The 22,675-nt window shown below is 61.9% G+C and carries 21 protein-coding genes, 1 tRNA gene and 1 pseudogene; 9 read left to right on the top strand and 14 right to left on the bottom strand.

The window, feature by feature from the left end; genetic code table 11:
* Window positions 1-57 precede the first annotated feature (57 nt).
* Together fmt and truA are read left to right on the top strand one after the other, a co-directional pair.
* Complete coding sequence (gene fmt / locus H4I97_RS15405) at window positions 58-993, top strand: methionyl-tRNA formyltransferase (protein WP_182305514.1); 936 nt, start codon at window positions 58-60, stop codon at window positions 991-993.
* A complete protein-coding gene (gene truA, locus H4I97_RS15400) occupies window positions 993-1,748 on the top strand; it encodes a tRNA pseudouridine(38-40) synthase TruA (RefSeq protein ID WP_182305513.1) in 756 nt (251 codons plus the stop codon). Before fmt ends, truA begins: the two co-directional genes overlap by 1 nt.
* A gap of 24 nt (window positions 1,749-1,772) precedes the next feature.
* Here the strand turns inward: truA and H4I97_RS15395 are convergent, their stop codons facing one another.
* From H4I97_RS15395 to dapD, 4 genes are all read right to left on the bottom strand, one after another.
* Window positions 1,773-2,369 (bottom strand): hypothetical protein, encoded by a 597-nt coding sequence (locus tag H4I97_RS15395; protein WP_182305512.1) that lies wholly within the window; start codon window positions 2,367-2,369, stop codon window positions 1,773-1,775.
* Entirely contained in the window at window positions 2,356-3,549 is a 1,194-nt protein-coding gene (dapE, locus tag H4I97_RS15390) for a succinyl-diaminopimelate desuccinylase (RefSeq protein WP_182305511.1), read from the bottom strand. The genes H4I97_RS15395 and dapE overlap by 14 nt, the downstream gene beginning before the upstream one ends.
* 108 nt (window positions 3,550-3,657) lie before the next feature.
* Window positions 3,658-4,041, bottom strand: coding sequence for a DUF805 domain-containing protein (locus tag H4I97_RS15385; RefSeq protein ID WP_182305510.1), 384 nt, complete (start codon window positions 4,039-4,041; stop codon window positions 3,658-3,660).
* Between the two features lies 1 nt (window position 4,042).
* Window positions 4,043-4,900 carry a 2,3,4,5-tetrahydropyridine-2,6-dicarboxylate N-succinyltransferase gene (dapD, locus tag H4I97_RS15380; RefSeq protein ID WP_182305509.1) on the bottom strand — a complete coding sequence of 286 codons (858 nt, stop codon included), beginning with the start codon at window positions 4,898-4,900 and terminating at the stop codon, window positions 4,043-4,045.
* Window positions 4,901-5,053: 153 nt separating this feature from the next.
* On the opposite strand from dapD, the gene H4I97_RS15375 reads away from it, so the two are divergent.
* The gene (locus H4I97_RS15375) at window positions 5,054-5,914 is read left to right on the top strand and encodes an LOG family protein (RefSeq protein WP_182305508.1); all 861 of its coding nucleotides are present in this window, start codon (window positions 5,054-5,056) and stop codon (window positions 5,912-5,914) included.
* 62 nt (window positions 5,915-5,976) lie between these two features.
* On the opposite strand, the gene H4I97_RS15370 is transcribed toward H4I97_RS15375, so the two are convergent.
* Window positions 5,977-6,558: an EF-hand domain-containing protein gene (locus tag H4I97_RS15370; RefSeq protein ID WP_182305507.1), complete on the bottom strand. Its 582-nt coding sequence runs from the start codon at window positions 6,556-6,558 to the stop codon at window positions 5,977-5,979.
* A 110-nt stretch (window positions 6,559-6,668) separates the two neighbouring features.
* On the bottom strand, window positions 6,669-7,391 hold the full coding sequence (locus H4I97_RS15365; protein WP_182305506.1) for a pyrimidine 5'-nucleotidase: 723 nt from the start codon (window positions 7,389-7,391) through the stop codon (window positions 6,669-6,671).
* A gap of 103 nt (window positions 7,392-7,494) precedes the next feature.
* On the opposite strand from H4I97_RS15365, the gene H4I97_RS15360 reads away from it, so the two are divergent.
* Together H4I97_RS15360 and H4I97_RS24805 are read left to right on the top strand one after the other, a co-directional pair.
* The gene (locus H4I97_RS15360; protein ID WP_182307673.1) at window positions 7,495-8,409 is read left to right on the top strand and encodes a DMT family transporter; all 915 of its coding nucleotides are present in this window, start codon (window positions 7,495-7,497) and stop codon (window positions 8,407-8,409) included.
* 92 nt (window positions 8,410-8,501) lie between these two features.
* A pseudogene (locus tag H4I97_RS24805) lies at window positions 8,502-9,035 on the top strand (methylated-DNA--[protein]-cysteine S-methyltransferase); the annotation flags it as partial.
* A gap of 9 nt (window positions 9,036-9,044) precedes the next feature.
* Here H4I97_RS24805 and argB read toward each other — a convergent pair.
* Window positions 9,045-9,932, bottom strand: coding sequence for an acetylglutamate kinase (argB, locus tag H4I97_RS15350; RefSeq protein ID WP_182305505.1), 888 nt, complete (start codon window positions 9,930-9,932; stop codon window positions 9,045-9,047).
* Window positions 9,933-10,205: 273 nt separating this feature from the next.
* On the opposite strand from argB, the gene H4I97_RS15345 reads away from it, so the two are divergent.
* Window positions 10,206-10,934: an anti-sigma factor gene (locus H4I97_RS15345; protein WP_182305504.1), complete on the top strand. Its 729-nt coding sequence runs from the start codon at window positions 10,206-10,208 to the stop codon at window positions 10,932-10,934.
* 23 nt (window positions 10,935-10,957) lie between these two features.
* On the opposite strand, the gene yihA is transcribed toward H4I97_RS15345, so the two are convergent.
* The 5 genes from yihA to rpmH form a co-directional block, all read right to left on the bottom strand.
* Window positions 10,958-11,617, bottom strand: coding sequence for a ribosome biogenesis GTP-binding protein YihA/YsxC (gene yihA / locus H4I97_RS15340; protein WP_182305503.1), 660 nt, complete (start codon window positions 11,615-11,617; stop codon window positions 10,958-10,960).
* Window positions 11,618-11,699: 82 nt separating this feature from the next.
* Window positions 11,700-12,617: a DMT family transporter gene (locus H4I97_RS15335; protein WP_182305502.1), complete on the bottom strand. Its 918-nt coding sequence runs from the start codon at window positions 12,615-12,617 to the stop codon at window positions 11,700-11,702.
* A 61-nt stretch (window positions 12,618-12,678) separates the two neighbouring features.
* Entirely contained in the window at window positions 12,679-14,547 is a 1,869-nt protein-coding gene (yidC, locus tag H4I97_RS15330; protein ID WP_182305501.1) for a membrane protein insertase YidC, read from the bottom strand.
* Window positions 14,547-14,936, bottom strand: coding sequence for a ribonuclease P protein component (gene rnpA, locus H4I97_RS15325; protein WP_182305500.1), 390 nt, complete (start codon window positions 14,934-14,936; stop codon window positions 14,547-14,549). The genes yidC and rnpA overlap by 1 nt, the downstream gene beginning before the upstream one ends.
* A gap of 33 nt (window positions 14,937-14,969) precedes the next feature.
* Window positions 14,970-15,104, bottom strand: coding sequence for a 50S ribosomal protein L34 (rpmH, locus tag H4I97_RS15320; RefSeq protein WP_182305499.1), 135 nt, complete (start codon window positions 15,102-15,104; stop codon window positions 14,970-14,972).
* Window positions 15,105-15,541: 437 nt separating this feature from the next.
* Here rpmH and H4I97_RS15315 point away from each other — a divergent pair, with 437 nt between their 5' ends.
* From H4I97_RS15315 to H4I97_RS15305, 3 genes are all read left to right on the top strand, one after another.
* A complete protein-coding gene (locus H4I97_RS15315) occupies window positions 15,542-17,590 on the top strand; it encodes a methyl-accepting chemotaxis protein (protein ID WP_182305498.1) in 2,049 nt (682 codons plus the stop codon).
* A gap of 190 nt (window positions 17,591-17,780) precedes the next feature.
* Complete coding sequence (locus tag H4I97_RS15310) at window positions 17,781-19,265, top strand: ATP-binding protein (protein WP_182305497.1); 1,485 nt, start codon at window positions 17,781-17,783, stop codon at window positions 19,263-19,265.
* Window positions 19,266-19,403: 138 nt separating this feature from the next.
* Window positions 19,404-19,480 (top strand) — tRNA-Arg (locus H4I97_RS15305).
* Window positions 19,481-19,593: 113 nt separating this feature from the next.
* On the opposite strand, the gene H4I97_RS15300 is transcribed toward H4I97_RS15305, so the two are convergent.
* Both H4I97_RS15300 and mgtA read right to left on the bottom strand, forming a co-directional pair.
* Entirely contained in the window at window positions 19,594-20,019 is a 426-nt protein-coding gene (locus H4I97_RS15300) for a hypothetical protein (RefSeq protein ID WP_182305496.1), read from the bottom strand.
* Between the two features lie 6 nt (window positions 20,020-20,025).
* Entirely contained in the window at window positions 20,026-22,620 is a 2,595-nt protein-coding gene (gene mgtA, locus H4I97_RS15295; protein WP_182305495.1) for a magnesium-translocating P-type ATPase, read from the bottom strand.
* Window positions 22,621-22,675: the final 55 nt, after the last annotated feature.

Here is a 22,675-nt window from a genome sequence, read left to right as displayed (position 1 = left end):
TGCAGAAGCGGCAGGGCCTGAACCAAGCCCACTCGATAGCCGGAGGCGATGATAACCATGGCACTTCGCATCATCTTCATGGGGACGCCGGAATTCTCCGTTCCGACGCTTGTCTCGCTTGCCGAGGCCGGTCACGAGATCGTCGCCGTCTATACCCAGCCCCCGCGTCCCGGCGGTCGGCGAGGTCTCGATCTGCAGAAGTCGCCGGTCCATCAGGCAGCGGAAAAGCTCGGCATTCCCGTGTTCACGCCGGTCAATTTCAAGGAGCCGGCGGAGCGTGCGGCCTTTTGCGCGCTTGATGCCGACGTTGCGGTCGTGGTCGCCTATGGGCTACTGCTGCCGGAGGAGGTCCTCGGCGGCACCCGGCTCGGCGCCTACAACGGCCATGCGTCGCTTCTGCCACGCTGGCGCGGGGCGGCTCCGATCCAGCGTGCAATCATGGCCGGCGACCGCGAAAGCGGCATAATGGTCATGAAGATGGACAAGGGTCTCGATACCGGGCCCGTCGCGCTGACGCGCAAGGTCGAGATCGCACACGACATGACGGCGGGCGAGTTGCACGACTGGTTGAGCCGGATCGGCGCAGAAGCGATGGCCGAGGCGATGGCGAAACTCGAGGCAGGTGATCTGCCGCTTGCGCCGCAAGCCTCCGAAGGCGTGCTTTACGCGGCTAAGATCGACAAGGGCGAGACACGCATCGGCTTTTCCCGCGATGCCCATGAGGTGCACAACCACATTCGCGGACTGGCACCGTTTCCCGGCGCCTGGTTCGAGGTGGAGATCAACGGCAAGCCCGAACGGGTGAAGGTGCTCGGCTCGACCCTCGCCGAAGGGCAGGGTAGGCCTGGTGAAGTGCTGGATGACCACCTCACGGTCGCCTGCGGCAAAGGCGCGGTGCGGCTCACACGATTGCAGCGTGCAGGCGGCAAGCCGCTTGCAACGACCGAATTCCTGCGCGGCACTCCGATCCCGCGTGGCATGGTTCTCGCCTGATGCCGCGCTTTCGCATGACCGTCGAATACGACGGCACCCATTACGTCGGATGGCAGCGGCAGGAGAACGGGCATTCGGTCCAGCAGGCATTGGAAAATGCCATTCTCTCCCTGACCGGCGAGACGGTGTCGATCCGTGGCGCCGGCCGAACCGATTCGGGTGTGCATGCCCTCGGACAAGTCATCCATGCGGACCTTTCCCGCTCCTGGGCGCCCTACAAGCTGCGCAATGCTCTCAATGCCCACCTCGGCCTTGCCGGAGAGCGGGTCGCCATCCTTGATGTGCTGGACGCGGACGAGAGCTTCGACGCTCGCTTCTCCGCCGTGAAGCGGCATTATCTCTACCGTATCATCAGCCGCCCGGCGCCGCTGGCGGTGGAACTGGAGCGCGCGTGGTGGGTGCCGAAGCCGCTCGATCACGAGCGCATGCATGAGGCTGCGCAGCAACTTGTCGGCCACCACGACTTCACCACCTTCCGCTCCGCCCATTGTCAGGCCGCGAGCCCGGTGCGGACGCTCGATCGACTCGATGTGACGCGTGCCGGCGACTTGATCGAGATCCGCGCCTCGGCTCAGAGCTTCCTTCACAACCAGATCCGTTCCTTTGCCGGAACGCTGAAGCTCGCCGGCGAAGGCAAGATGTCCCCGGCCGACGTCCGGGCAGCGCTGGAGGCACGCGACCGCGCCGCCTGCGGGCCGGTGGCGCCGCCGGAGGGGCTTTACTTCTTGAAAGTCGACTACCCCGATGGCCTTTGAGGCCGGTCAGGTCGCGCACGCCGCCTATCCGGGGAAAACCCCGAGATAGCGTTCCAGCACTTCGGAGAACAGCATCGTCGGGACTAGGAGGACCATGGTCATCGTTGCGACCGTCAAGGTGTGATCGCCGAGCACCATGCGCAGCACGCGAAAGAGTGCGAACACCAGCGTCAGCAAGAGTACCAGCCAGAGGATCGTCAGAAGACCTTTCAGGGCGGGCAGCACTACCATCAGCACGATCAACGCGGCATAGGCGTAGGAGACGGGGAGCGCGAGCCAGTTGGTGACCGTGACGATCGCGGCGAAGCGCGGGCCGATCCCAAGTGCCCAGGCGAGAAGGCCGGCGAGGATGACCGGCATCAGCCAGTTTGCCACCTCCACCAGGGCCAGACGGAAGAAGAAGACGGGGCCGGTCTCCGTTCCGAGCGGCATCACGGCGAGGTAGGCGGCCCGCCACCAAAGCCAGGAAACGAGGATGGCCGGAGCGGCCCAGGCCATCGCCCAGAAGGAGCGCAGCGCGCCGCGATCCGTGAGGTCGAGAAAACTGAAGCCTTTCGTGTCTCGCTGGAAGAGCAGCCAGAGACCGGTCAGGTAGAGCTTGACTTCCTTAAGCGTCGGCATTCGCAAACCACTGCTCGATGAAGGTCTGGTAAATCCGGGTGAGTGTTTCGAGATCGTCGACGGCCACTCGCTCGTCCACCATATGCATGGTCTGGCCGACCAGCCCGAATTCAACGACCGGGCAGTAATCCTTTATGTAACGGGCATCCGAGGTTCCGCCCGTCGTCGAAAGCTGCGGCGTCCGCCCCGTCACGTGCTCGACGGCGCCGGAAAGCGACGAGATGAGGGCTTCGTTGCGGGTGAGGAAGACGTGGCTGGGACGTTCCGACCAGACAACCTCGTATTTGAGAGGCTGGCGCGCGGGCCTCAGCGTCGTTTCTGCCGCGGCAGCGTCGAGGCGCCGGATGATTTCCGTCTGCAGCGTTTCGGCCGTCCAGATGTCGTTGAAGCGTATGTTGAAGCGCGCGGTCGCCTTCGCCGGAATGACGTTGGTCGCCGGATTGCCGACGTCGATCGTCGTTACTTCGAGGATCGACGGCTGGAAGTTGTCCGTGCCGTGGTCGAAGGGCGGGTTCATCAATGCTTCGGCGAGACGGATTATGCCGCGAACGGGATTGTCTGCGAGGTGCGGATAGGCGGCATGTCCCTGCACACCGTGGACGGTGATCGTGCCGGACAGGGATCCGCGGCGGCCGATCTTGATCATATCGCCAAGCAGATCAGGGTTGGTCGGCTCGCCGACGAGACAGGCATCCCACCGTTCGCCCTCGTCGGCCGCCCACTTGAGAAGCTTGATGGTCCCGTTGATTGCCGGACCTTCTTCGTCGCCGGTGATCAGCAGGGAGATCGAGCCCTTGGGCGCGCCTTTCTCTTCAATGCTGCGGGCGAGCGCCGCGACGAAGCAGGCGATCCCGCCCTTCATGTCGACCGCACCGCGGCCGTAAAGCATGTCCTCGGCGATCTCGGCCGCAAACGGCGGATGGCTCCAGGCTGCCTCGTCACCAACCGGCACCACGTCGGTATGGCCGGCGAACATCAGATGTGGGCCCTTCGTGCCCAGCCGTGCATAGAGGTTCTCGATGTCGGGAGTATTTTCTTCGGACGCCGTCACGCGCGAGACGACAAAGCCCATCGGCTCCAGCATGGCTTGGAGCGCAGTCAGCGCACCGCCTTCGGCAGGCGTGACGGATGGACAACGGATGAGAGCCTGCAGATTTTCAACGGGATTTGTGGCGGTCATGGTTCTGAACGTCGAGGATGGAAGCCGGTCTGGGCGGCGGCATGCCGCAGGAGGAGTTTGCAAGGTGTAGCTGATCGTCCCCCAGCTGTCACCATGATGGGAGATGTGTCATTTCTGGGGCCGGTCGGTCGCCGGACCATAGGTGTTCGGCCCCTTCTCGGAGGGCCAGGCGCACATCCAGAGCAGCACGACGACCGAGATCACCGGCACGAAGAGGACGACGGCCAGAAGACCGGTGAAACCCATGTCGTGCAGGCGCTTGACGCCCAGCATGAGCCCGGAGACTACCGAGGTTACAAAGACTCCGAAGAAGAGGAAGCTCCAGAACGGCAGAACACTTTCGTCGTCCTGGTGCAGAACCAGCTTCGCGGTCGTGTAGCCGTTGACCATCATCCAGAACAGCCACGAAAGGACGAAGACCTGCCGCCCGGCACGACCGGACGGACTGAAGAACAGCCATCCGAGGCCAGGCGTGCGAACGGTGTCCTGCACGTCAGTCCCTAAGAAGTTCGTTGATGCCGGTCTTGGACCGTGTCTTGGCGTCGACGCGCTTTACGATGACCGCGCAATAGAGGCTCGGAGCCGGCTGGCCGTTCCCCATGACGTTGGCGGAGGGCAGGGCACCGGCAACGACAACGGAATAGGGCGGGACTTCACCATAGGTGACTTCGCCCGTCGCGCGCTCGACGATCTTGGTCGACTTGCCGATGAAGACGCCCATGCCGAGCACCGAGCCTTCGCGGACGATACAGCCTTCGACGACCTCGGAGCGTGCGCCGATGAAGCAGTTGTCCTCGATGATCGTGGGACCGGCCTGCATCGGTTCGAGCACGCCGCCGATGCCGACGCCGCCCGAGAGATGGACGTTCTTTCCGATTTGTGCGCACGAGCCGACCGTCGCCCAGGTGTCGACCATCGTGTTTTCACCGACATGGGCACCGAGATTGACGAAGGACGGCATCAGGACTGCACCGGGGGCGATGTATGCGGAACGGCGAACGACGGCATTCGGAACGGCGCGGAAACCCGCACGCTCGAATTCGTTGGCGCTCCAGCCGTCGAACTTGGACGGAACCTTGTCCCACCAGGTCGACGCGCCGGGACCGCCGGCGACAATCTCCATGGGATTGAGCCGGAAGGAGAGGAGAACGGCCTTCTTGAGCCACTGATGAACCGTCCAGGTGCCGTCTTCGCCGCGCGAGGCGACCCGCAGCTTGCCGCCGTCGAGCAGATTGAGAGCGGTTTCCACCGCGTCGCGAACCTCGCCGCGCGTGGATGTGTTTACCGTGTCACGGTTTTCGAAGGCGGCTTCGACGATGCTCTCGAGCTGTCTGACATCCATGGCGGTCATCTGAATTCCTTAAACTTCGTTGTCTATCGTATAACCCCGGAAATTTCCGGATTCGCGATCGGAAACTGCGTTCTGCTGTAGCGCATTCGCTGGGGGTTGAAAACAGCCGCCGGCGACCTCCGCGGTCGTTTCCGGCAGAGAAAGGCAGTGAACATGGCGAAGCAAGAAAATGGTCCGAGACAGCGTAGTGGTGGCATCTGGGATCCGCTGAAAGACAGCACGACCGACCGCAAGGTCGCCGCCGGTATCCCGCGGACACCGCAGTCGGAATCCCCGTCCTATCGCCTCGCCTACATCGATGACGATTTCCTCTGCCGCGACGAACTCCGGCCCGTTCGCCTGCAGCTCGAGCTGCTGAAAGTCGAGATGAATCTCGCCGAGCGTGGCATCAGGTCGACGATCGTCATGTTTGGTGGCGCCCGTATTCCGGCCCCCGGGGCAAGCGCGTGGGCCGCGCGCAACGAGACACAGCGTGCCAATCTGGAGGCGGCGTCCGTCTTCTATGAAGAAGCCCGTAAGTTCGCCCGCCTCTGCGGCGAATACTCGGCAAAACACGACCATCAGGAATATGTCGTGATGACGGGAGGAGGCCCCGGTGTCATGGAAGCGGGCAATCGCGGGGCGGCGGAGGCCGGTGCCCCTTCGATCGGCCTCAATATCGTCCTGCCGCACGAGCAGGCGCCAAACGCTTTCGTCACACCGGAACTCAGCTTCAACTTCCACTATTTTGCGATCCGGAAGATGCACTTCCTGATGCGCGCCAAGGCGATCGCCATCTTTCCCGGCGGCTTCGGGACCATGGATGAATTCTTCGAGGCGGTGACCCTGATCCAGACCAAACGCATGGCGCCGATCCCCCTCATCCTGTTCGGTGAGGCCTTTTGGCGAAGGATCATCGATTTCGATGCGCTGGCGGAATTCGGCACGATTGCCCCGGAGGACGTGGAATTGCTGAATTTCGTGGAAACGGCGGAGCAGGCCTGGAAGGTCATTGCCGATCACTACGAACATTGACGCAAATGGCCCACGGCATTGCCGTGGGCCATTGTTCTCTCAGGCGGCGGATATCCGCCGGGTCAGAAGGAGCCGCGCTTCGGCATGTCGTCGGCGGAGAGTACGCCGTCTCCATTGCGGTCCATACGGGTGAAGAACTTGTCGCTCGCTACGGATACCTCTTCACGGCTGATCTGGCCATTCTCGTCGGCGTCGGCCATCCGCATGCCGCCGAAGCGCCCGCCATGACCCATCCCTTGGCGCTGTCCGTCTTCAGCCATGGCGGCGCGTTCGCCATGATGCTTCTTCCAGCCCATCATGCCCATCTGGCGGCCGCTTGCGTCCTGCTGTTCCATGCCCATGCCTGCGCCTTTGCCGGCAGGTGCGTTTGCCCGCATGGCTTCACGGTGGGCTCGCAGTTCGCCCGGGGTCAAGGCGCCGTCCTTGTCGGTATCGATTTCTCCGAACAGCCTCTCCCGGCCTGTCTTGGCTTCGTCCTTGGAGATCTTGCCGTCCTTGTTCTCGTCGAACTGTTGCAGCATGTGGACGAAACGGACTTCCGGACCGCGTGCTTCCCCCATCTGCTGGCGGGCGAAAGCCGCCGCCGATGTGCCGACGACAAGCGTGGCAGCGAGGGCGGTGAGCGTGAGTGTTTTCCTGTTCATGAGCATTCCTTTCAGCATCTTTTGATTAAGGAAAGCTACGGTTTCGAGCGGCGCCATCCCACTTAAACTTCGGTAAGGCTGCATGAATTTTTGGTAATATGCGAAAAAGATCAGTTGCTTGTGCCAATTATAGTTCGGAGGAAGCCGGCAAGATCATCGGTCACGTAGTCTATGCAGTCCGGCTCTTCGGCATTTTCGGCCATCTCCCACGTTTCCAGCATGGTCGACCCGAGATTGCGTGGAACGAGGAGAACGGTCTTCATGCCGAGCGCGCGGGGAACCGCGAGATTGCGCGGCAGGTCTTCGAACATCGCCGCGCGTCTGGTGTCGACGCGATTTAAGGTGGCAAACTTGTCGTAGGTGTTGCCGGCAGGTTTCGGGATGTAGTCGGCTGCAACGATGTCGAAGATGTCGTCGAAGTTATCGAGGATGCCGAGCGCGCGAGCCGCTGCCTCGGCGTGCTTTACCGTTCCGTTGGTGAATATGAACTTGCGGCCGGGAAGCGCCTTGATGGCGGTTCCGAGCGTAGGATCTGGCAGGATAGCCGAATAGTCGATCGCATGGGCTCGTTCGAGGAACTCGTTGGGATCGACACCGTGATGCAGCATCAATCCGGCAAGTGTCGTTCCATGATCGCGATAGTACTGCTTCTGCAGCACTCTTGCGGCGTCCGGTTCGAGTTGCAGCAGTTCCGCGACATAGGCGGTCATGTTGCGGTCGATCTGCGCAAACAGGTTGACGTGGTGCGGATAGAGGGTGTTGTCGAGGTCGAAGACCCAGTCACGCACATGCGCGAAGTCGGCCGTGTCGGGATGTGTGGGGGGTGTGGTCATATGTTTAGCTGTGACACGGATCACCGCAAAAATAAATGTCGGCGTACCGCTTTTCCCTCCGGGGATATGGCGACCTTGCATGCCCCGTGCTAACGCGGTCGCCATGGAATTCTGGGCTGCCATCACAATCACCAGCGCATTCCTTCAGAATGTGCGATCCGCATTGCAGAAACACCTCAAGGGGCGAATGGGCACGACCGGGGCGACCTTCGTGCGCTTCGGCTTCGGCGTACCTTTCGCGCTTGTCTATCTTGGCATCCTGCACTTCGGTCTTGGGCGGCCGCTGCCGGTCTCGAACGGCGGATTCTGGTTCTGGGCGGTCGTCGGGGCCTTCGCGCAGATTGCCGCGACCTTCCTGCTCGTGCACCTGTTTTCCTTTCGCAATTTTGCCGTCGGGACCGCCTATTCGCGCACGGAGCCCGCGCAGGCTGCATTGCTCGCACTCGTTTTCTTCGGCGAGCGGATCTCAGGATCGGTGATGATCGCGATCGCCGTCTCCGTGGTCGGTGTCGTGCTGATTTCCGTCGCGCGTACGGAACTTGCCGCACGAACGCTCCTGCGTGCGGTCGTCAGCCGGACTGCCTTGGTAGGACTTCTTTCCGGTCTCTTCTTCGGCGTTTCCGGCATAGCTTATCGCGCCGCGTCTTTGTCGCTCGCGCCCAGCCTTCCGGCGCCTGACTCGATGATGCAGGCGGGCTATACGCTGGTGATCGTCATCCTCATGCAGGCATTCGCCATGTTCTTCTGGATGGCCTTGCGCGATCGGGAGGAACTGCGTCGTGTCGGGAAGGCAGCGCCAGTGGCACTTCTGGTCGGTTTCGTCGGTGCGACCGCCTCCTTCGGCTGGTTCACTGCGATGACGCTTCAGCAGGTCGCCGTGGTCAAGGCGCTGGCGCAGATCGAGATGTTGTTCACCTTCGCCTCGTCGGTGTTCATCTTCCGGGAGCGGATCACCGCCCTCGAATTCGCCGGCTGCCTGTTCGTCGTCCTCGGCGTGCTGATCCTCGTCCTCGGCTGAAGTACCTCCGCCGGTTTCGGGTTGTCAGCCGTTTTCGCCGTTCCTACATTGGATAGGCAACCCGGGACGGATCAATGCTCGCTACGGAACCGCTTTTTGCCGAATGGTACGAGACGCCGCTTGGCGACATGGTCGCGGCCGCGGACGACACCCATCTGTGCTTTCTCGAATTTCGGGACGCGGCGGGCCGAGAAAAGACGCTCTCCTCCCTAGAGAGGCGGTCACGTCGGCCGGTGGTTTGCGGGCGCAATCGGCTGATCGACCAGATCCGCACGGAACTCCAGGAATACTTTTCCGGGAAGGCGGCCTCGTTCAGCACGCCGCTTGCGCCGGAAGGTTCGGAATTCGAAAAGAACGTATGGGCCGAGCTTCTCAAGGTGCCGCTCGGCGAAACCTGCTCCTATGGGGACATTGCCCGGGTCGTCGGCGGCATGGAAACGGTACGCGCGGTCGGAAAGGCGAACGGAGCCAACCCGATCGCAATCGTCATTCCCTGCCACCGCTGCATCGGCGCCGACGGTTCCCTGACAGGCTATGGCGGCGGGCTATGGCGCAAGAAGTGGCTCCTGCGCCATGAGGGACAGATGCGGCCGGTCGGTCTCTTCGCGCTCGGCGGGGCCCAATAGGTCCAGGGATCAGGGAACGATCAGCGTTCCCGCACCACCTTCGGTGAAGATTTCGAGCAGCACGGAGTGGGCCGTCTTGCCATTCAGGATGACGACCCCCTGAACGCCGGCATTGATAGCGTCGATGCAGGTCTCGACCTTCGGGATCATGCCGCCGGAGATGGTTCCATCCTTGATCAGCGCGCGCGCTTCGGCGACCGACAGTTCCTTGATAAGCTCGCCGTTTCCGTTGAGCACGCCCGGCACATCGGTGAGGAAAAGCAGGCGGGTGGCGCGGAGCGCACCGGCAATGGCTCCTGCAAACGTGTCGGCGTTGATGTTGTACGTGTGACCATCGCGGCCGGGCGCCACCGGCGCAATGACCGGGATCATCTCCGATTTGGCAAGCAGGTCGAGCAGCGTCCGATCGACCTCGACCACTTCTCCGACGAAGCCGAGGTCGAGAACGCGCTCGATGTTGGAGTCCGGATCGGTAACCGTCTTCTTCGCCTTTTCCGCGAAGACCATGTTGCCATCCTTGCCGCAGAGACCGATGGCCCATTCACCGGTCTGGTTGATGAGGGCGACGATCTCCTTGTTGATCGAGCCTGCCAACACCATTTCGACGATCTCGACGGTCTTCTGGTCGGTGACGCGCAGTCCGCCTTCGAACCGCGATTCGATACCCATCTTGTTCAGCATCGCGCCGATCTGTGGTCCTCCGCCATGGACCACGATCGGGTTGACTCCCGACTGCTTCAAGAGCGCGATGTCTTCGGCAAATGCCCGTCCGAGCTCGGAGTTTCCCATCGCGTGGCCGCCGTATTTCACGACGATCGTCTTGTTTTCGTAGCGCTGCATGAAGGGCAGGGCCTGGGCGAGGAGGCGTGCCTGGATTTCGCTGTCGGAGGCGGTCATGGGACATCCTTTTTGTTGGATCGCGGCCTTTTAGCGCAAGTTCGGGCCCGAGGGAATAATCGAACAAAAAACTTGGAGCCGGCAGTCGTGCCGACACCTACCGATATGCTGCCGCTGCGCAAGGCGGTAAACCGATTGACAGCCATGCTGAAGAATCGGATTCTGCGACGTGCAAGGTTGTGCTTGCGGCCATGTGTGTGTCGCCTGCGGCCGCATGGGATGCGGCACGCGGCTCGTGCCGTACGATATGCGAACCCGAGAGCCGATGGATCGATGACAACGCCCGATCAGAGTAAGGGAGACCGGTCCCGCGACGAGGTTCTCGCCGGCGAGTACGTCCTCGGCGTGCTTGGTGCAGACGAACGCGCCAGAGTCGAGGAGCGCCTGCGCCACGACCGGCCGTTTGCGGCGATGGTGCGCCGCTGGGAGCGGAATCTCTCACGTATCGACGAGGGCTATGGCGCGGAAAGAAGGCGCTCGCCCGTCGTTCTTCCGCGTTTCGAAGGACCTGCGAGCGTTGCCGCGGACCTTTCGTTTTCGGGCTTCGCCGAGAGCCTCTGGAATTCTCTGAGCTTGTGGCGTTCGCTGGCGTTGGCAGGTTTCGCAGCATTCGCCGCGTTTGTTGCGGCAAGTGCGGGGCTGTGGCCGTTTCGGTCGGCCGACGACACTCTGCTTGCAGAAATGACGTTGTCCAACTCAGCTCTGGATCTGTCGGCGCGCTACGATCGCGCAACCGGGAAAATCAGGCTGTCGCCCGCAACAAGCAGGGACGCCGCGCCGAAATCGCTGGAACTCTGGCTACTGGAGGGCGGGGATGGGGCGGCTTCGCTCGGTGTCTTGCCGGCGGACGGTCGCGGCGATCTTCTCGTGCCGGTAGAACTCCGCGATCGGCTCGTTGAAAAGGCTGTGCTGGCGGTGAGCATGGAACCATATGGCGGCTCTCTCACCGGCAAGATGACCGGTCCCGTGGTCGCAAAAGGCGTCATTCACAGCCGGCCTTGACGGTGATGGTGTCGTCTGCCGTCTCAGCCGCGGCTGCCGATGGTCGTGAGGATCGCCGACCGCAAGTCGTCGAGGCCGCTTCCCTTTTCCGACGACGTCGCCAGCACTTCCGGATAAGCAGCCGGCCGTTTACGGATTTTCTCCACGGTCTCGGCGATCAGGCGCGGCACGCCCGCCTGCTTGATCTTGTCGATCTTGGTAAGGACGATCTGGTAGGAGACTGCGGCCTTGTCCAGGAGATCAAGGACCTCGTCGTCGTTCTTCTTGATGCCGTGCCGGGCGTCGATCAGCACGTAGACACGCTTCAGCGTCGAGCGGCCACGGAGATAGTCAAAGACGAGCTTGGTCCAGGCGTCGACCTGTTCCTTCGGCGCCTGGGCGTAGCCGTAGCCGGGCATGTCGACGAGCGCCATCGGCGGCAAATCACCCGCCTCGCCGCTATAGCCGTCCGGAACGAAGTAGTTGAGTTCCTGGGTGCGGCCGGGTGTGTTCGACGTCCGAGCCAACCCCTTCTGCCCGACCAACGCGTTGATCAGCGATGACTTTCCGACGTTCGAGCGTCCCGCGAAGGCAATTTCCAGCGGACCTTCCGGCGGCAGGAATTTCATCGACGGGACGCCGCGAATGAAGATCCACGGATGGCCGAAGAGCGGCTTTTCGTTCGTCGCGGTGTTTTCGGCCATGGCTTCCGTCTTCGTCCTTCCTTCGTAGCGGACTGGCTTCCGGGTTTTGACGTGGGATGTCAAGAAGAAAGGGTGACTTGGATTAGTGTGCGCCGGCCTGTTGCCTGCGGAATTCAGCACCGAGATAGGTGATGAGCGCGGCGAGGATGACCAGCCCGCCCCAGATGGCGCGCTCGCTCGGAATCTCGCCGTGAATGACCGCAACCCAGACCGGCGCGAGCATCGTTTCGCCGGTGCCGAGCAGGGCAGCGAGCGCGGAGGGGATCATCCGTGCTCCGGTTACGAAAAGCGCCATGCCGAGACCGAGGTTGAGAGTTCCGAACACGAAGAGCAGTGCGAACTGGTCTAGGGGGACGAACAGTGTGCCCGCCTGCGTCATCGAGATCGCACAGGCGATCAGCGCCCCGAGAGACGCGGCTGGCGTCATGCGCACGGCGGTGTAGCGGCGGGTAATCACGGTCGTCGCGGCAAAGACGACGGCAATCGTCAGGGCCAGCGCGTCGCCGATCGGCGAAACGGAACCGGTGAAGGAACCCGAAACCATGATGGCGACGCCGGCGATTACGGCCGCAATTGCGCTCCAGGTCAGCGTGGTGATCCGCTCGCCGAAGAATATCCGGCTCATCAGCGCGGCGAAGAGCGGTACACCCGCCTGCAGGAGAACGACGTTGGCGACGGTGGTGTAGCTGATCGCGATGATGAAGCAGGTGGTCGCGGTGGCGAAGGTGCATGCGACCACGAACCCCGGCCAGCCCATGTTCCGGTAAAGGGCGACGGTGCCCCGCGGTCCATCTCGCAGCAGCATGAAGACAATCAGGAAGACTGCAGCAAAGAAGTTGCGCCAGAAGACGATCGTCCAGCTGTCAGTGACATCGAGAAAGCGCGCTATGGCGCCGCCGAAGCTCCAGAAGAATGCTGATCCGAACACAAGGAACGCTCCCACGCGCTCCTTGCGGATATCGTTGACGGCAGTATCCGGGGAAAGCGTATTGAGGCTCATGTTGATCTCGGATGCATCTACGAAAAAACTCCGGAGGAAACCCCCGGAGTTCTTTGACGTCTTACTTGCTCGGCTGTGGTTTTCGCCGGAACAAGGATTTCAGATTGTTGAAGAGTTCGATCTTCACGCCGTGACGCTTCATGATGATCGACTGCTGAAGGATCGACAACGTGTTGTTCCAGGCCCAGTAGATCACCAATCCGGCGGGGAAGCTCCCGAGCATGAAGGTGAAGACAAGCGGCATCCAGTTGAACAGCATGGCCTGGGTCGGATCGGGCGGCGTCGGGTTCATGCGCATTTGCAAGAACATCGTGATGCCCATGATGATCGGCCAGATGCCGAGATGCAGGAACGTCGGCGCGTCGAACGGCAGAAGCCCGAAGAGGTTGACGAAGGTCGTCGGATCGGGAGCCGACAGGTCTTGAATCCAGCCGAAGAAAGGCGCGTGCCGCATCTCGATCGTGACGTAGATGACCTTGTAGAGTGCGAAGAAGACCGGGATCTGCAGCAGTACCGGCCAGCAGCCGGCTACCGGATTGATCTTTTCCGTCTTGTAGAGCTCCATCGTCGCCTGCTGCAGGCCCATCCGGTCATCGCCGAACTTGGCCTTCAGCTCTTCCATCTTCGGCTGCATGCGCTTCATGTTGGCCATGGAGGCATACTGCTTGCTGGCGAGCGGGAAGAAGAGAAGCTTCACCACGATCGTCGTCAGCAGGATCGCGACACCGAAATTCCCGACCAGACGGAAGAAGAAGTCCATCAGCTGGAACATCGGCTTGGTGAAGAACCAGAACCAGCCCCAGTCGATCAGGAGGTCGAACCGGGGGACGTGATAGCTCTGTACGTCGGCGGATTCGCCGCCGCGCAGGCTGGAGAAGAGCGTTCCGAACCAGGAGTCGTCGAGCGCATAACCGTTGACCACCCGCACCTCCTTGGCACCGGCGAAAACAAGCGTCTTGAGACTGGTTTCCTGCCCCGGGGCTACGGTGACTGCGTCATTCTTGAAGTCGGCCTGATAACGCGGCTGACCATCGGCAAAGTGCGAGAAGCGAGAATCGTATGCGATCGACTGCGGCGGGACGAGGGCCGCTGCCCAGTACTTGTCAGTGATACCGATCCAGCCGCCGGTCGCCTTGTCGTTCGTGACGCTTTCCTTTTCAACGTCGCCGTACTTCTTCTCGACGAGACTGCCATTGGCGCCGATCACACCGAGGAAACCCTCGTGCAGCACGTAGACAGAAGGCGTCGTTGGCTTGTTGTAACGGGTGATGCGGCCGTAGGGGGCAACCGAGGCAGCTGTTGCGCCGCCGTTCTTGATCGCGTCTTCGACGGTCAGCATGTAGTGCTTGTCGACGGAGATCTTGCGGGTGAAGGTCAGACCCGCGTCGTTGGTGAACGAGAGCGTGACTGGCGTCGTCTGGGTCAGTTTCTCACCTTCCGCCAGCGTCCAGACGGTCGACGGCCCGGGCGCCGCGCCGGCGCCTTCGCCTGCAACATAGCCGAGCTCGGCGAAGTAGCCGTCTTTCGTGTCGGACGGGCTGAAGAGAGTGATGATCGGGCTCTGCGGATCGACGGTTTCGCGGTATCCCTTGAGCTTAAGGTCGTCGAAACGCGCGCCGGTCAGATTGATCGAGCCGGAAAGTGCAGGTGTGTCAATCGCGACGCGAGCTGTCTTGGCGATGGCTTCTTCGCGGGTAGCAGTCGCTGCGGCCTGGCCGGAGGCCGGCAGGGCACCGGAAACCTGAGCCTCGGCCGATGGCTTCGCCGCCGGGCTTTCGCTGGCCGCCGGCGCGGTCTTCGCCTGCTCGGCGATGCGTGCCTGCTCCTGACGCTGCGCCTCGATCTTCGGATTCATATAAAAGAATTGCCAGGCGAGCACGATCAGCACGGACAGGGCAATCGCGATGAAGTAATTGCGTTTGTTTTCCATCACACTTTCCTGGAACGGGTCTGGGAAGACCGCTTGTGTTTCGGCCTGGCTTCGATCCGTTCGGCCAGTTCTTCCGTGAGCGTTTCAAAGGACACCGACAGTACGTCCCGCCGGGCGACAACCACATAGTCATGTCCCGGCTGCATTGCAAACCCCGCCTTCACGCGCACAGCCTCCTTGAGGCGGCGGCGCATGCGGTTGCGCTCGACGGCATTGCCATGTTTCTTGGTGACTGTGAAGCCGACTCTCGGCTCGCCCTCGGGCTCCTTGCGATTGAGCACTTCGAGGAGAAAGAGGCCGCCGCGGCGTTTCTCGCCTTCGCGGACAGCAAGAAACTGCGGCCGGCTCTTCAGCCGCCCGACAGTTTTGATAGGTTCATCAGACGTCATTCGCCCGTTTCCTGGGATCGGGCACGTCCGGCCTTAAGCCGAAAGACGCTTGCGACCGCGAGAGCGGCGTGCGGCGAGAACCTTGCGGCCGCCGTTGGTGGCCATACGCGCACGGAAACCGTGGCGACGCTTGCGAACAAGCTTGGAAGGTTGGTAGGTACGCTTCATTTATTTAATACCGCGGTGTGCGGCCCTTCTTGGGTTTGCATTTCTGCAAGAGCGTTGGAGTTTCGCACGGCCGGCCTGCCGCGTGAGCGGGCATGTGTCTCCGGGCGTGCGGGCGGCTTATACGGGCGATGACCTCGAGAGTCAATCGGCTGCACAGACGCGCAGGCCTGTGTCGAACGGCCCGTGGGGGCGTTACGACGGGATGGATACAGTTGCATCTGCGGGCGGATGTAGTGAGTTGACACCACTCGAAAACGTGCGCGCATAGAGTGTCTATACCTCAAGTAGAAATATGCCCTTTTCGCTACTGTCCGGACGAAGTATTTCGCCTTCGCACTGCAGCATGGCCGCGAAAGACTTCCTTAATTTCGCGTGTATAAAATCCCCATAATTTGACGGGTTTGCTGCCCCGAGAATTTTGAAGAGGAGCTATATTCGTGAAAATTGGCGGCAAGATTTATTCCCTCGTGGGCATGCTCGGGTTCGCAGCGGTCGTCATCGGCGTAATCGGAATTTACGTGACTGCTCAGTATGCCGGCAGAGCCGACGCGTTGCGCACGGTTTCGGAGCGGGTCTACCTTGGCGAACACATGAACAGAATGGTGACGGCCGTCGTCATGGAAGCGCGTGGTATCTACGCTGCACCGACGACCGAGAAAGCCGGTTCCTTTGCCAAAGGGCTCATCAAGAATCTCGACGAGATCGATGGCGTAATTGCCGCCTGGAAGCCGCTCGTGCCGGCCGGGCAGCAGACGACCTTCGACTCTATGGTCGGGAAGGCGTCAGAATTCCGGGCGTTCCGAACCGAGACAGCGCGTCTCGGCACCGAAGTCGATCCGAAGGCCGCCAACGAACAGGGCAACAACGAGGCCAATCGCGCCAACCGGAAAGCGTTCCAGGCCGATATCGACGCCGTGGTCGAGCAGGACAAGGCCGAGCTTCAGGAGATCACGGCGTCTCTCAAGTCGTTCCAGACCCTGATGCTGATGCTGATCACGGGCGTCACCTTCGTGGCTGTTGCCGGTGGCGCCGGTTTCGGAATGTACATCGCTGTCAACCAGCTCAGCCGACCGATCCGCAACGTCACCAGTGCAATGAAGAAGATCTCCGACGGCGATTTCGGTGTCGATATCCCGTATGCCGGCCGTGCCGACGAGATCGGAGAAATGGCGGCCGCGGTCGAGATCTTCAAACAGAACGGCGTCGCCGTCCAGCGCCTCAACGCGCAGGAAGCGGCCATGCGCGCGAAGAGTGATGACCTGCAGTCCAGTATGTCGGTCGTTGTGGCCGCTGCGGCCGATGGCGATTTCGGCCGGCGGATCGAAAAGCGCTACGATGATCCCAACCTCGATCGCTTCGCGGCCAACATCAACGCGCTTCTGACGGCCGTCGATGCCGGTGTGGCGGAGACGCGCCGCGTGGTGGCGAGCCTGTCGGCTGGCGACCTGACACAGAGCATGCATGGCGATTTCCGTGGTGCCTTCGCGGAGTTGCAGGTGAACGTCAACGCCACCGTCGACCGACTGCGGCAGATGATGATCGACATTCGCGGCAAGACCGACCTCATCGACGGCAACGCCGACGAGCTCATGTCGGCTACCAACGATCTCGCCAAGCGTACGGAACAGCAGGCAGCCGCTCTCGAGGAAACCTCCGCGGCACTCGACGAAATCACCGTTGTCGTCCGTGGGTCGAGTGAGAGAGCCCAGGAGGCGAGCTCGATGGTTACGGAAGCAACCCGCAGCGCCGCGCAGTCGGCGATGGTTGTCGGCGAAGCGGTCGACGCGATGGGGCGCATCGAACAGGCATCGCGCGAGATCTCCCAGATCATCAACGTGATCGACGAGATTGCCTTCCAGACGAACCTGCTGGCGCTCAACGCGGGCGTCGAGGCGGCTCGTGCCGGTGAGGCGGGTAAGGGCTTTGCGGTCGTGGCCCAGGAAGTGCGTGAGCTTGCGCAGCGTTCGGCCAACGCCGCCAAGGACATCAAGGCGCTGATCACCAAGTCAGGCGAGGAAGTGTCCGGCGGGGTCAAGCTGGTACAGAAGACCGGCGAGGCTCTCTCGGAGATTGAAAGCCGGGTGCTCAAGATCAACGACCATATCCATTCGATCGCGACAGCAGCGAAGGAGCAGTCCACCGGCCTGCAGGAAGTCAACACCGCCATCAACCAGATGGATCAGGTTACTCAGCAGAATGCCGCAATGGTCGAGGAAACGTCGGCAGCGACCCACAAGCTCTCGGAGGAGGCCGATGGCCTTGCCGCCCTCGTCGCGCACTTCCGTCTCGCAGACGCCGCAAGGGGGAATGCGGCTCCCAACCCGCCCTTGCATGTGCCGGCACCGGTTCGCGTGCAGGCGGCTACATCCAGCGCTCCGCGCAAGCCCGTCGCCTCGCCGGCACGGCAAATGCAGGGAAGTGTCGCCCGCGCGTTCGGTGGCGGTGCGGTGGCCGTTGCCCAGGACGCCGATTGGGAAGAATTCTGATCGCCTCCGGGACCGCAGAGTAACGAACTTTCTGGCCGCGGGCAGTGCTCGCGGCCTTTCCGTGCGGAAATCCCCGCGATAGCCACGCTCGCGTTTTCGCGTCGCTTATCTTTTTCTTCCTTCCGGTCTATCCTATGTATGCCCTCCGGGGCTTTCTACCCGCGGTCAGATCAGCGGCAAGGAGACGCCGATGCCAGACGAAGTGCGGATGAGACCTGACGAGGGGGGCCCGAAGCCCGCCATCGTTCCCGGCTTCTTTCAGGGGTTGTCCGGCAAACTCCTCTGGCTCACGATCGTCTTCGTATTGCTTGCTGAGGTGTTGATCTTCGCGCCTTCGATTGCAACGATGCGCTTGCGCTGGCTGGAGGATCGGTTGCGGACCGCGGCTGCGGCCAGCGTGGTAATCGACGGACTGCAGCCCATTAAGTTGCCGCGGGCGCTGCAGGATGAGGCGTTGATGGCGACGGGCACCAAGGCCATCGTTTTGCGCAAGGACGGAACCTCGCGTCTCCTCGTCGTCGACAACATGCCGCCGAAGGTCGACGCCCAGTTCGACTTGGCCAATGTCGATCCGCTCCGCTCCGTCAGCGATGCCTTCTACACGCTGTTCTTCGGCGGCGACCGCATCCTGCGCGTTTATGGACCCGTCGGCGAAAGCGACATGGAAATCGAGGTCGTCCTCTCCGAGGCGAGTCTGCACAAGGCGATGCTCTCCTTCGCGAGGTATCTTGTCACGGTCTCCCTGATCATCTCGGTGATTACAGGCGTACTCATCTATCTCGCCATCAACCGGATGATGATCCGCCCGGTCCGGCGTCTCACGTGCAGCATGCGGGAATTCACCGCAGACCCCGAAGACCCCGCGCGAATCCTGCTGCCGGACAAGGGCAGCGACGAGCTGGCGGTCGCCTCGCGGCACCTGTCGATGATGCAGGAGCAGTTGCACAGGACCCTCAAGCAGCAGAAGAACCTCGTCGATCTCGGCCTGGCCGTTTCCAAGATCAACCACGACATGCGCAACATTCTGGCCTCCGCGCAACTCATGTCGGACCGGCTCGCTGACGTGGACGACCCCATGGTCAAGAGTTTCGCTCCGAAACTCCTTCGGACGATCGATCGGGCTGTCGGCTATACGAGAGAAGTCCTGGCTTACGGCCAGGCGGCTGAGGCCGAGCCGCGCCGGCGCCGGATTCAGCTTGCCGCCCTGTGCCAGGAGGTGCGGGACATCCTTGCCATCGACCCCGAAAGCGACATCGAGTTCATCGACATGGTGGCTGCCGACATCGAGGTGGACGCCGATAGCGAGCAGTTGTTCCGGGTGATCCACAATCTCTGCCGCAACGCGATTCAAGCGCTGACGGGCTATGGAATAGGCGATCCCGACGCGGTTCGCCGGCTGACGCTTACGGCGCAGCGGGTCGGAAGTGTGGTTTCTATCACCATAGACGATACCGGCCCCGGTATGCCGCGCAAGGCACGAGAGAATCTTTTTGCCGCCTTTCGCGGCGCGGCGCGATCGGGCGGAACAGGGCTTGGTCTGGCAATCGCGCGGGAACTCGTGCTGGCGCACGGAGGTACCATCGCGCTTGTCGAAAAGCCGGGAGCCGGCACGCTTTTCAGGATTGAAATTCCCGACCGCCCGGTGGCCCTTGACGACTGGCGCGCCCGCGCGTGAGCCGATATGTTATTGAAAAACAACGGGATGGAGGGTCGGGCGTACGAAAATGACGGATTTTTTTGGAAATTCGCTTGCAATCCTCCGCGCCACGCTTTAGAGGATCGCCACGCAGCCGGTGACACGCCGGCACGGCACGCACCCGTAGCTCAGCTGGATAGAGCACCAGACTACGAATCTGGGGGTCAGGAGTTCGAATCTCTTCGGGTGCGCCATTTCCCCTCCACAATTTGAATAAAGCCGCGGCAAGTTCTCGGTCCGTGAGCTGTTTGCGTCAGCCGCGGCGCCAATCCTTCCGAATGCGTCCTTGCCTAGGTGCCAAGGGATATCACCTTACGCATGCGAGCGCGGCGCAGCAAAAGGCGAGGAACGTAATTACTGCGTTGGCCGCATGTGAGTATTCCCACTGGATGCGCAGAGCTTCCCAGTTCTCCGGCTGAACGGTCCAGTTCTGGGTGACAGCGTTCGCCGGCTGGGTAAAAAGCGCGAAAATTGCGAGATTGGCGAGGATCAAGGCGGCAGCCGCGACCGACAGAATCAACGACACCCTGTCGTTTCTCAGCCATATGGCGTTCGCGCCGTTGGCGAGAAACGCAATCGGCAGCAGAAGGCCGATGATCCACCAGCCGTTATAGATTTGCTGGACAGTAAAGTATTCCGCCTTCGGCAGCCTGATCTTGTTGGGCAGGACGAAAGCATGTGCCGCGGGCGCGATCACCGCAAGCCCAGTTATGACCACAGCGAGAAACCTCATCTGTGACTAACGGCGGTTCTGAGCAGTTGTTCCCACGTCGCGGCGATCGCCGCGCCTCGGCTGCGGACGGAACACACGCTGCTTCACGATCTCTGTCGCTGCGAGATAGGCGGCGATGATGAGGATCGCCGCGCCCATTTGCGTCGCCGACAGCGGCACGAAGTCAAATACCCCGGTCAGTGTTCCGAGATAGGGGATGGTGAGCGTCGCGCCGGAGACGGCGATCGTCGACCAGAGAAGCAACGAACTCGGTCTGCTTCGCCAGGCGGGCTTGCGGGTGCGCAACACCAGTACCACACCGAGCTCGGTCAGCAGCGAGATCATGAACCACGAAGTCTGGAAGGTCGCCTCGTTGGCGTGAAAGACGAAGAGCAGGGTGGCGAAGGTCAGCATGTCGAAACAGGAACTGATCAGCCCGAAGACCACCATGAAACGCTGGATGTCGCGGATGCTCCACCGCTGCGGCGTTGCGATCTGTTCCGGATCGGCATTGTCGCTCGAAATCGCGATCGACGGCATGTCGGAAAGGAAGTTGTTGAGCAGGATCTGCTTGGCCGAGAGCGGCAGGTATGGCAGCAGCGGCGTGGCGAGCGCCATGCTGACCATGTTGCCGAAATTGGCGCTCGTCGTGATCGAGATGTACTTCAGCGTGTTGGCAAAGGTTCGCCGGCCCTCCTCGATGCCGGAACGCAGCACGTCGAGATCGCGGTTGAGAAGGATGATGTCGGCGCTTTCGCGGGCAACGTCCACTGCCTGCTCCACCGAGATGCCGACGTCGGCGACGTGAAGCGCCGGCGCGTCGTTGATCCCGTCGCCGAGATATCCGACGGAGTGACCCGTACGTTGGAGGGCGCGGATGATCCTTTCCTTCTGCTGGGGGTCGACCTCCACGAAAAGGTCGGTGCGGGCCGCCATGTTCCACAGAGCTTCGTCGTTCAGTTTCGCGATCTCGTCGCCCGTAAGAATCCCGGCCGGATTCAGACCGACGACTTGCGCGACGTGAGCGGTGACGAAGCGGTTGTCGCCGCTGATGACCTTTATGCGGATGCCGAGCGCGGCGAGATCCGAGATCGTCTTCTTCGCCTCGGCCTTTGGCGGGTCCTCGAAGACCAGGAAGCCTTGCAGCGTCATCCCGGCTTCGTCGTCGCGGGTGTAGTCTGCTTTCACGTCCGTCTCGCGGGTGGCGATCGCCAGCACGCGGTAGCCTTCGGCGCCCCGGCTCTCGGGAAATCTTGCCAGTTCCTCCCGCAGAGCCTCGTCGAGCGGGATCGTCGCTCCACTCCGCGAGACGGAGGTACAGGCGGCGAGCACGTTGTCGAAAGCGCCTTTGGTAACGATCCGGCGCTGCGAAGAATGCTCCGCGCTTTCAACGACGATGGTCAGCAGCCGGCGGGTGAAATCGTAAGGGATCTCGTCGATCTTCGAATATCCGGCGGTCGTCAGGTTCGCCGTCTCGCCTTTCCCGATGATCGCGGCATCGATCGGGTTTTCGATTCCCGTCTCGAAGGAGGCGTTCAGAAACGCGAACTGCAGAACCTCGTCGGAACGGCGACCATCGGCGTCGATGGCCTCATGCAGCACCACCGTTCCTTCCGTCAGCGTGCCCGTCTTGTCGGTGCAGAAGATATCCATGCTGCCGAGGTTCTCGATCCCCTCGAGACGGCGGACGATGACGCCACGTTCGCTCATCCCTTTGGCGCCGGCGGAAAGGGTCACGGTAATGATCGCCGGCAGGAGTTCCGGCGAAAGCCCGACGGCAAGTGCGACAGCGAAGAGCAATGACTCCGCAACCGGACGGTCCAGCAGCAGATTGACCGTCAGCACGAAGAGTACGATCAGCACCATGACGCGGATCAGCAGGTAACCGAACCGACGCACGCCGCGGGCGAAATCCGTTTCTGCGGGTCGCCCGCGAAGTCTTGCGGCGATGGCGCCGAACTCGCTCTGCCTGCCGGTTTTGACCGCAAGCACCCTTGCGGTTCCGCTGCGCACCGAGGCGCCGAGGAAGACGGCGTTGGATCGGGCGGAAATCGGTGCGTCGGCGGCAATCTTTCCGGGTCGTTTTTCGACCGGGAAGGATTCGCCCGTCATCGCGGCTTCGCTGACCAGGAAGTCGGCTGCCTCGAGCACGAGCCCATCTGCTGGAACCAGGTTGCCGGCGGAGAGCAGGACGATGTCGCCCGGAACTACAGACGAGACAGGCACTATTTTTTCTGTGTCGTCGCGCACGACGCGGCAAGTGAGTGCAAGCCGGCGTTTCAGCGCCTCGACGGCCTGCGAGGCCCGGTTCTCCTGGTAGAAGCCGAGGAGGGAACTGCCGAGCACGATAGTGACGACGATGGCTGCATCAACCCACTGTTGCAGCAGCATCGAAACGACCGCGGCGAAGACGAGGATCAGAACGAGCGGACTTTCGAACTGGCGCATCAGCAGCCGGATGGCGCCGACGCGGGTACTTTCCTCAATCGAGTTCGCCCCGAGCCGCACAAGCCTCTGGGCCGCCTCGGATGCGGTGAGGCCGCCTGCACCGGAGCCCAGCGCATTGGTCAGTTCGCTGCCGTCTATCGTCCAGTAGGGCCTGTCCTGTGCATTGCTGTTCATCGGCTGCTCCGGTCGAAACCGTCCCGCGGGAACCATCGGTATTCCGATTCCTTTC

Source organism: Ciceribacter thiooxidans, from assembly GCF_014126615.1.
In the GTDB taxonomy this organism is placed as follows: Bacteria; Pseudomonadota; Alphaproteobacteria; order Rhizobiales; family Rhizobiaceae; genus Allorhizobium; species Allorhizobium thiooxidans.
Note: the sequence above shows the minus strand (reverse complement) of the source record. Positions and strands in the feature narration are given on the sequence as shown.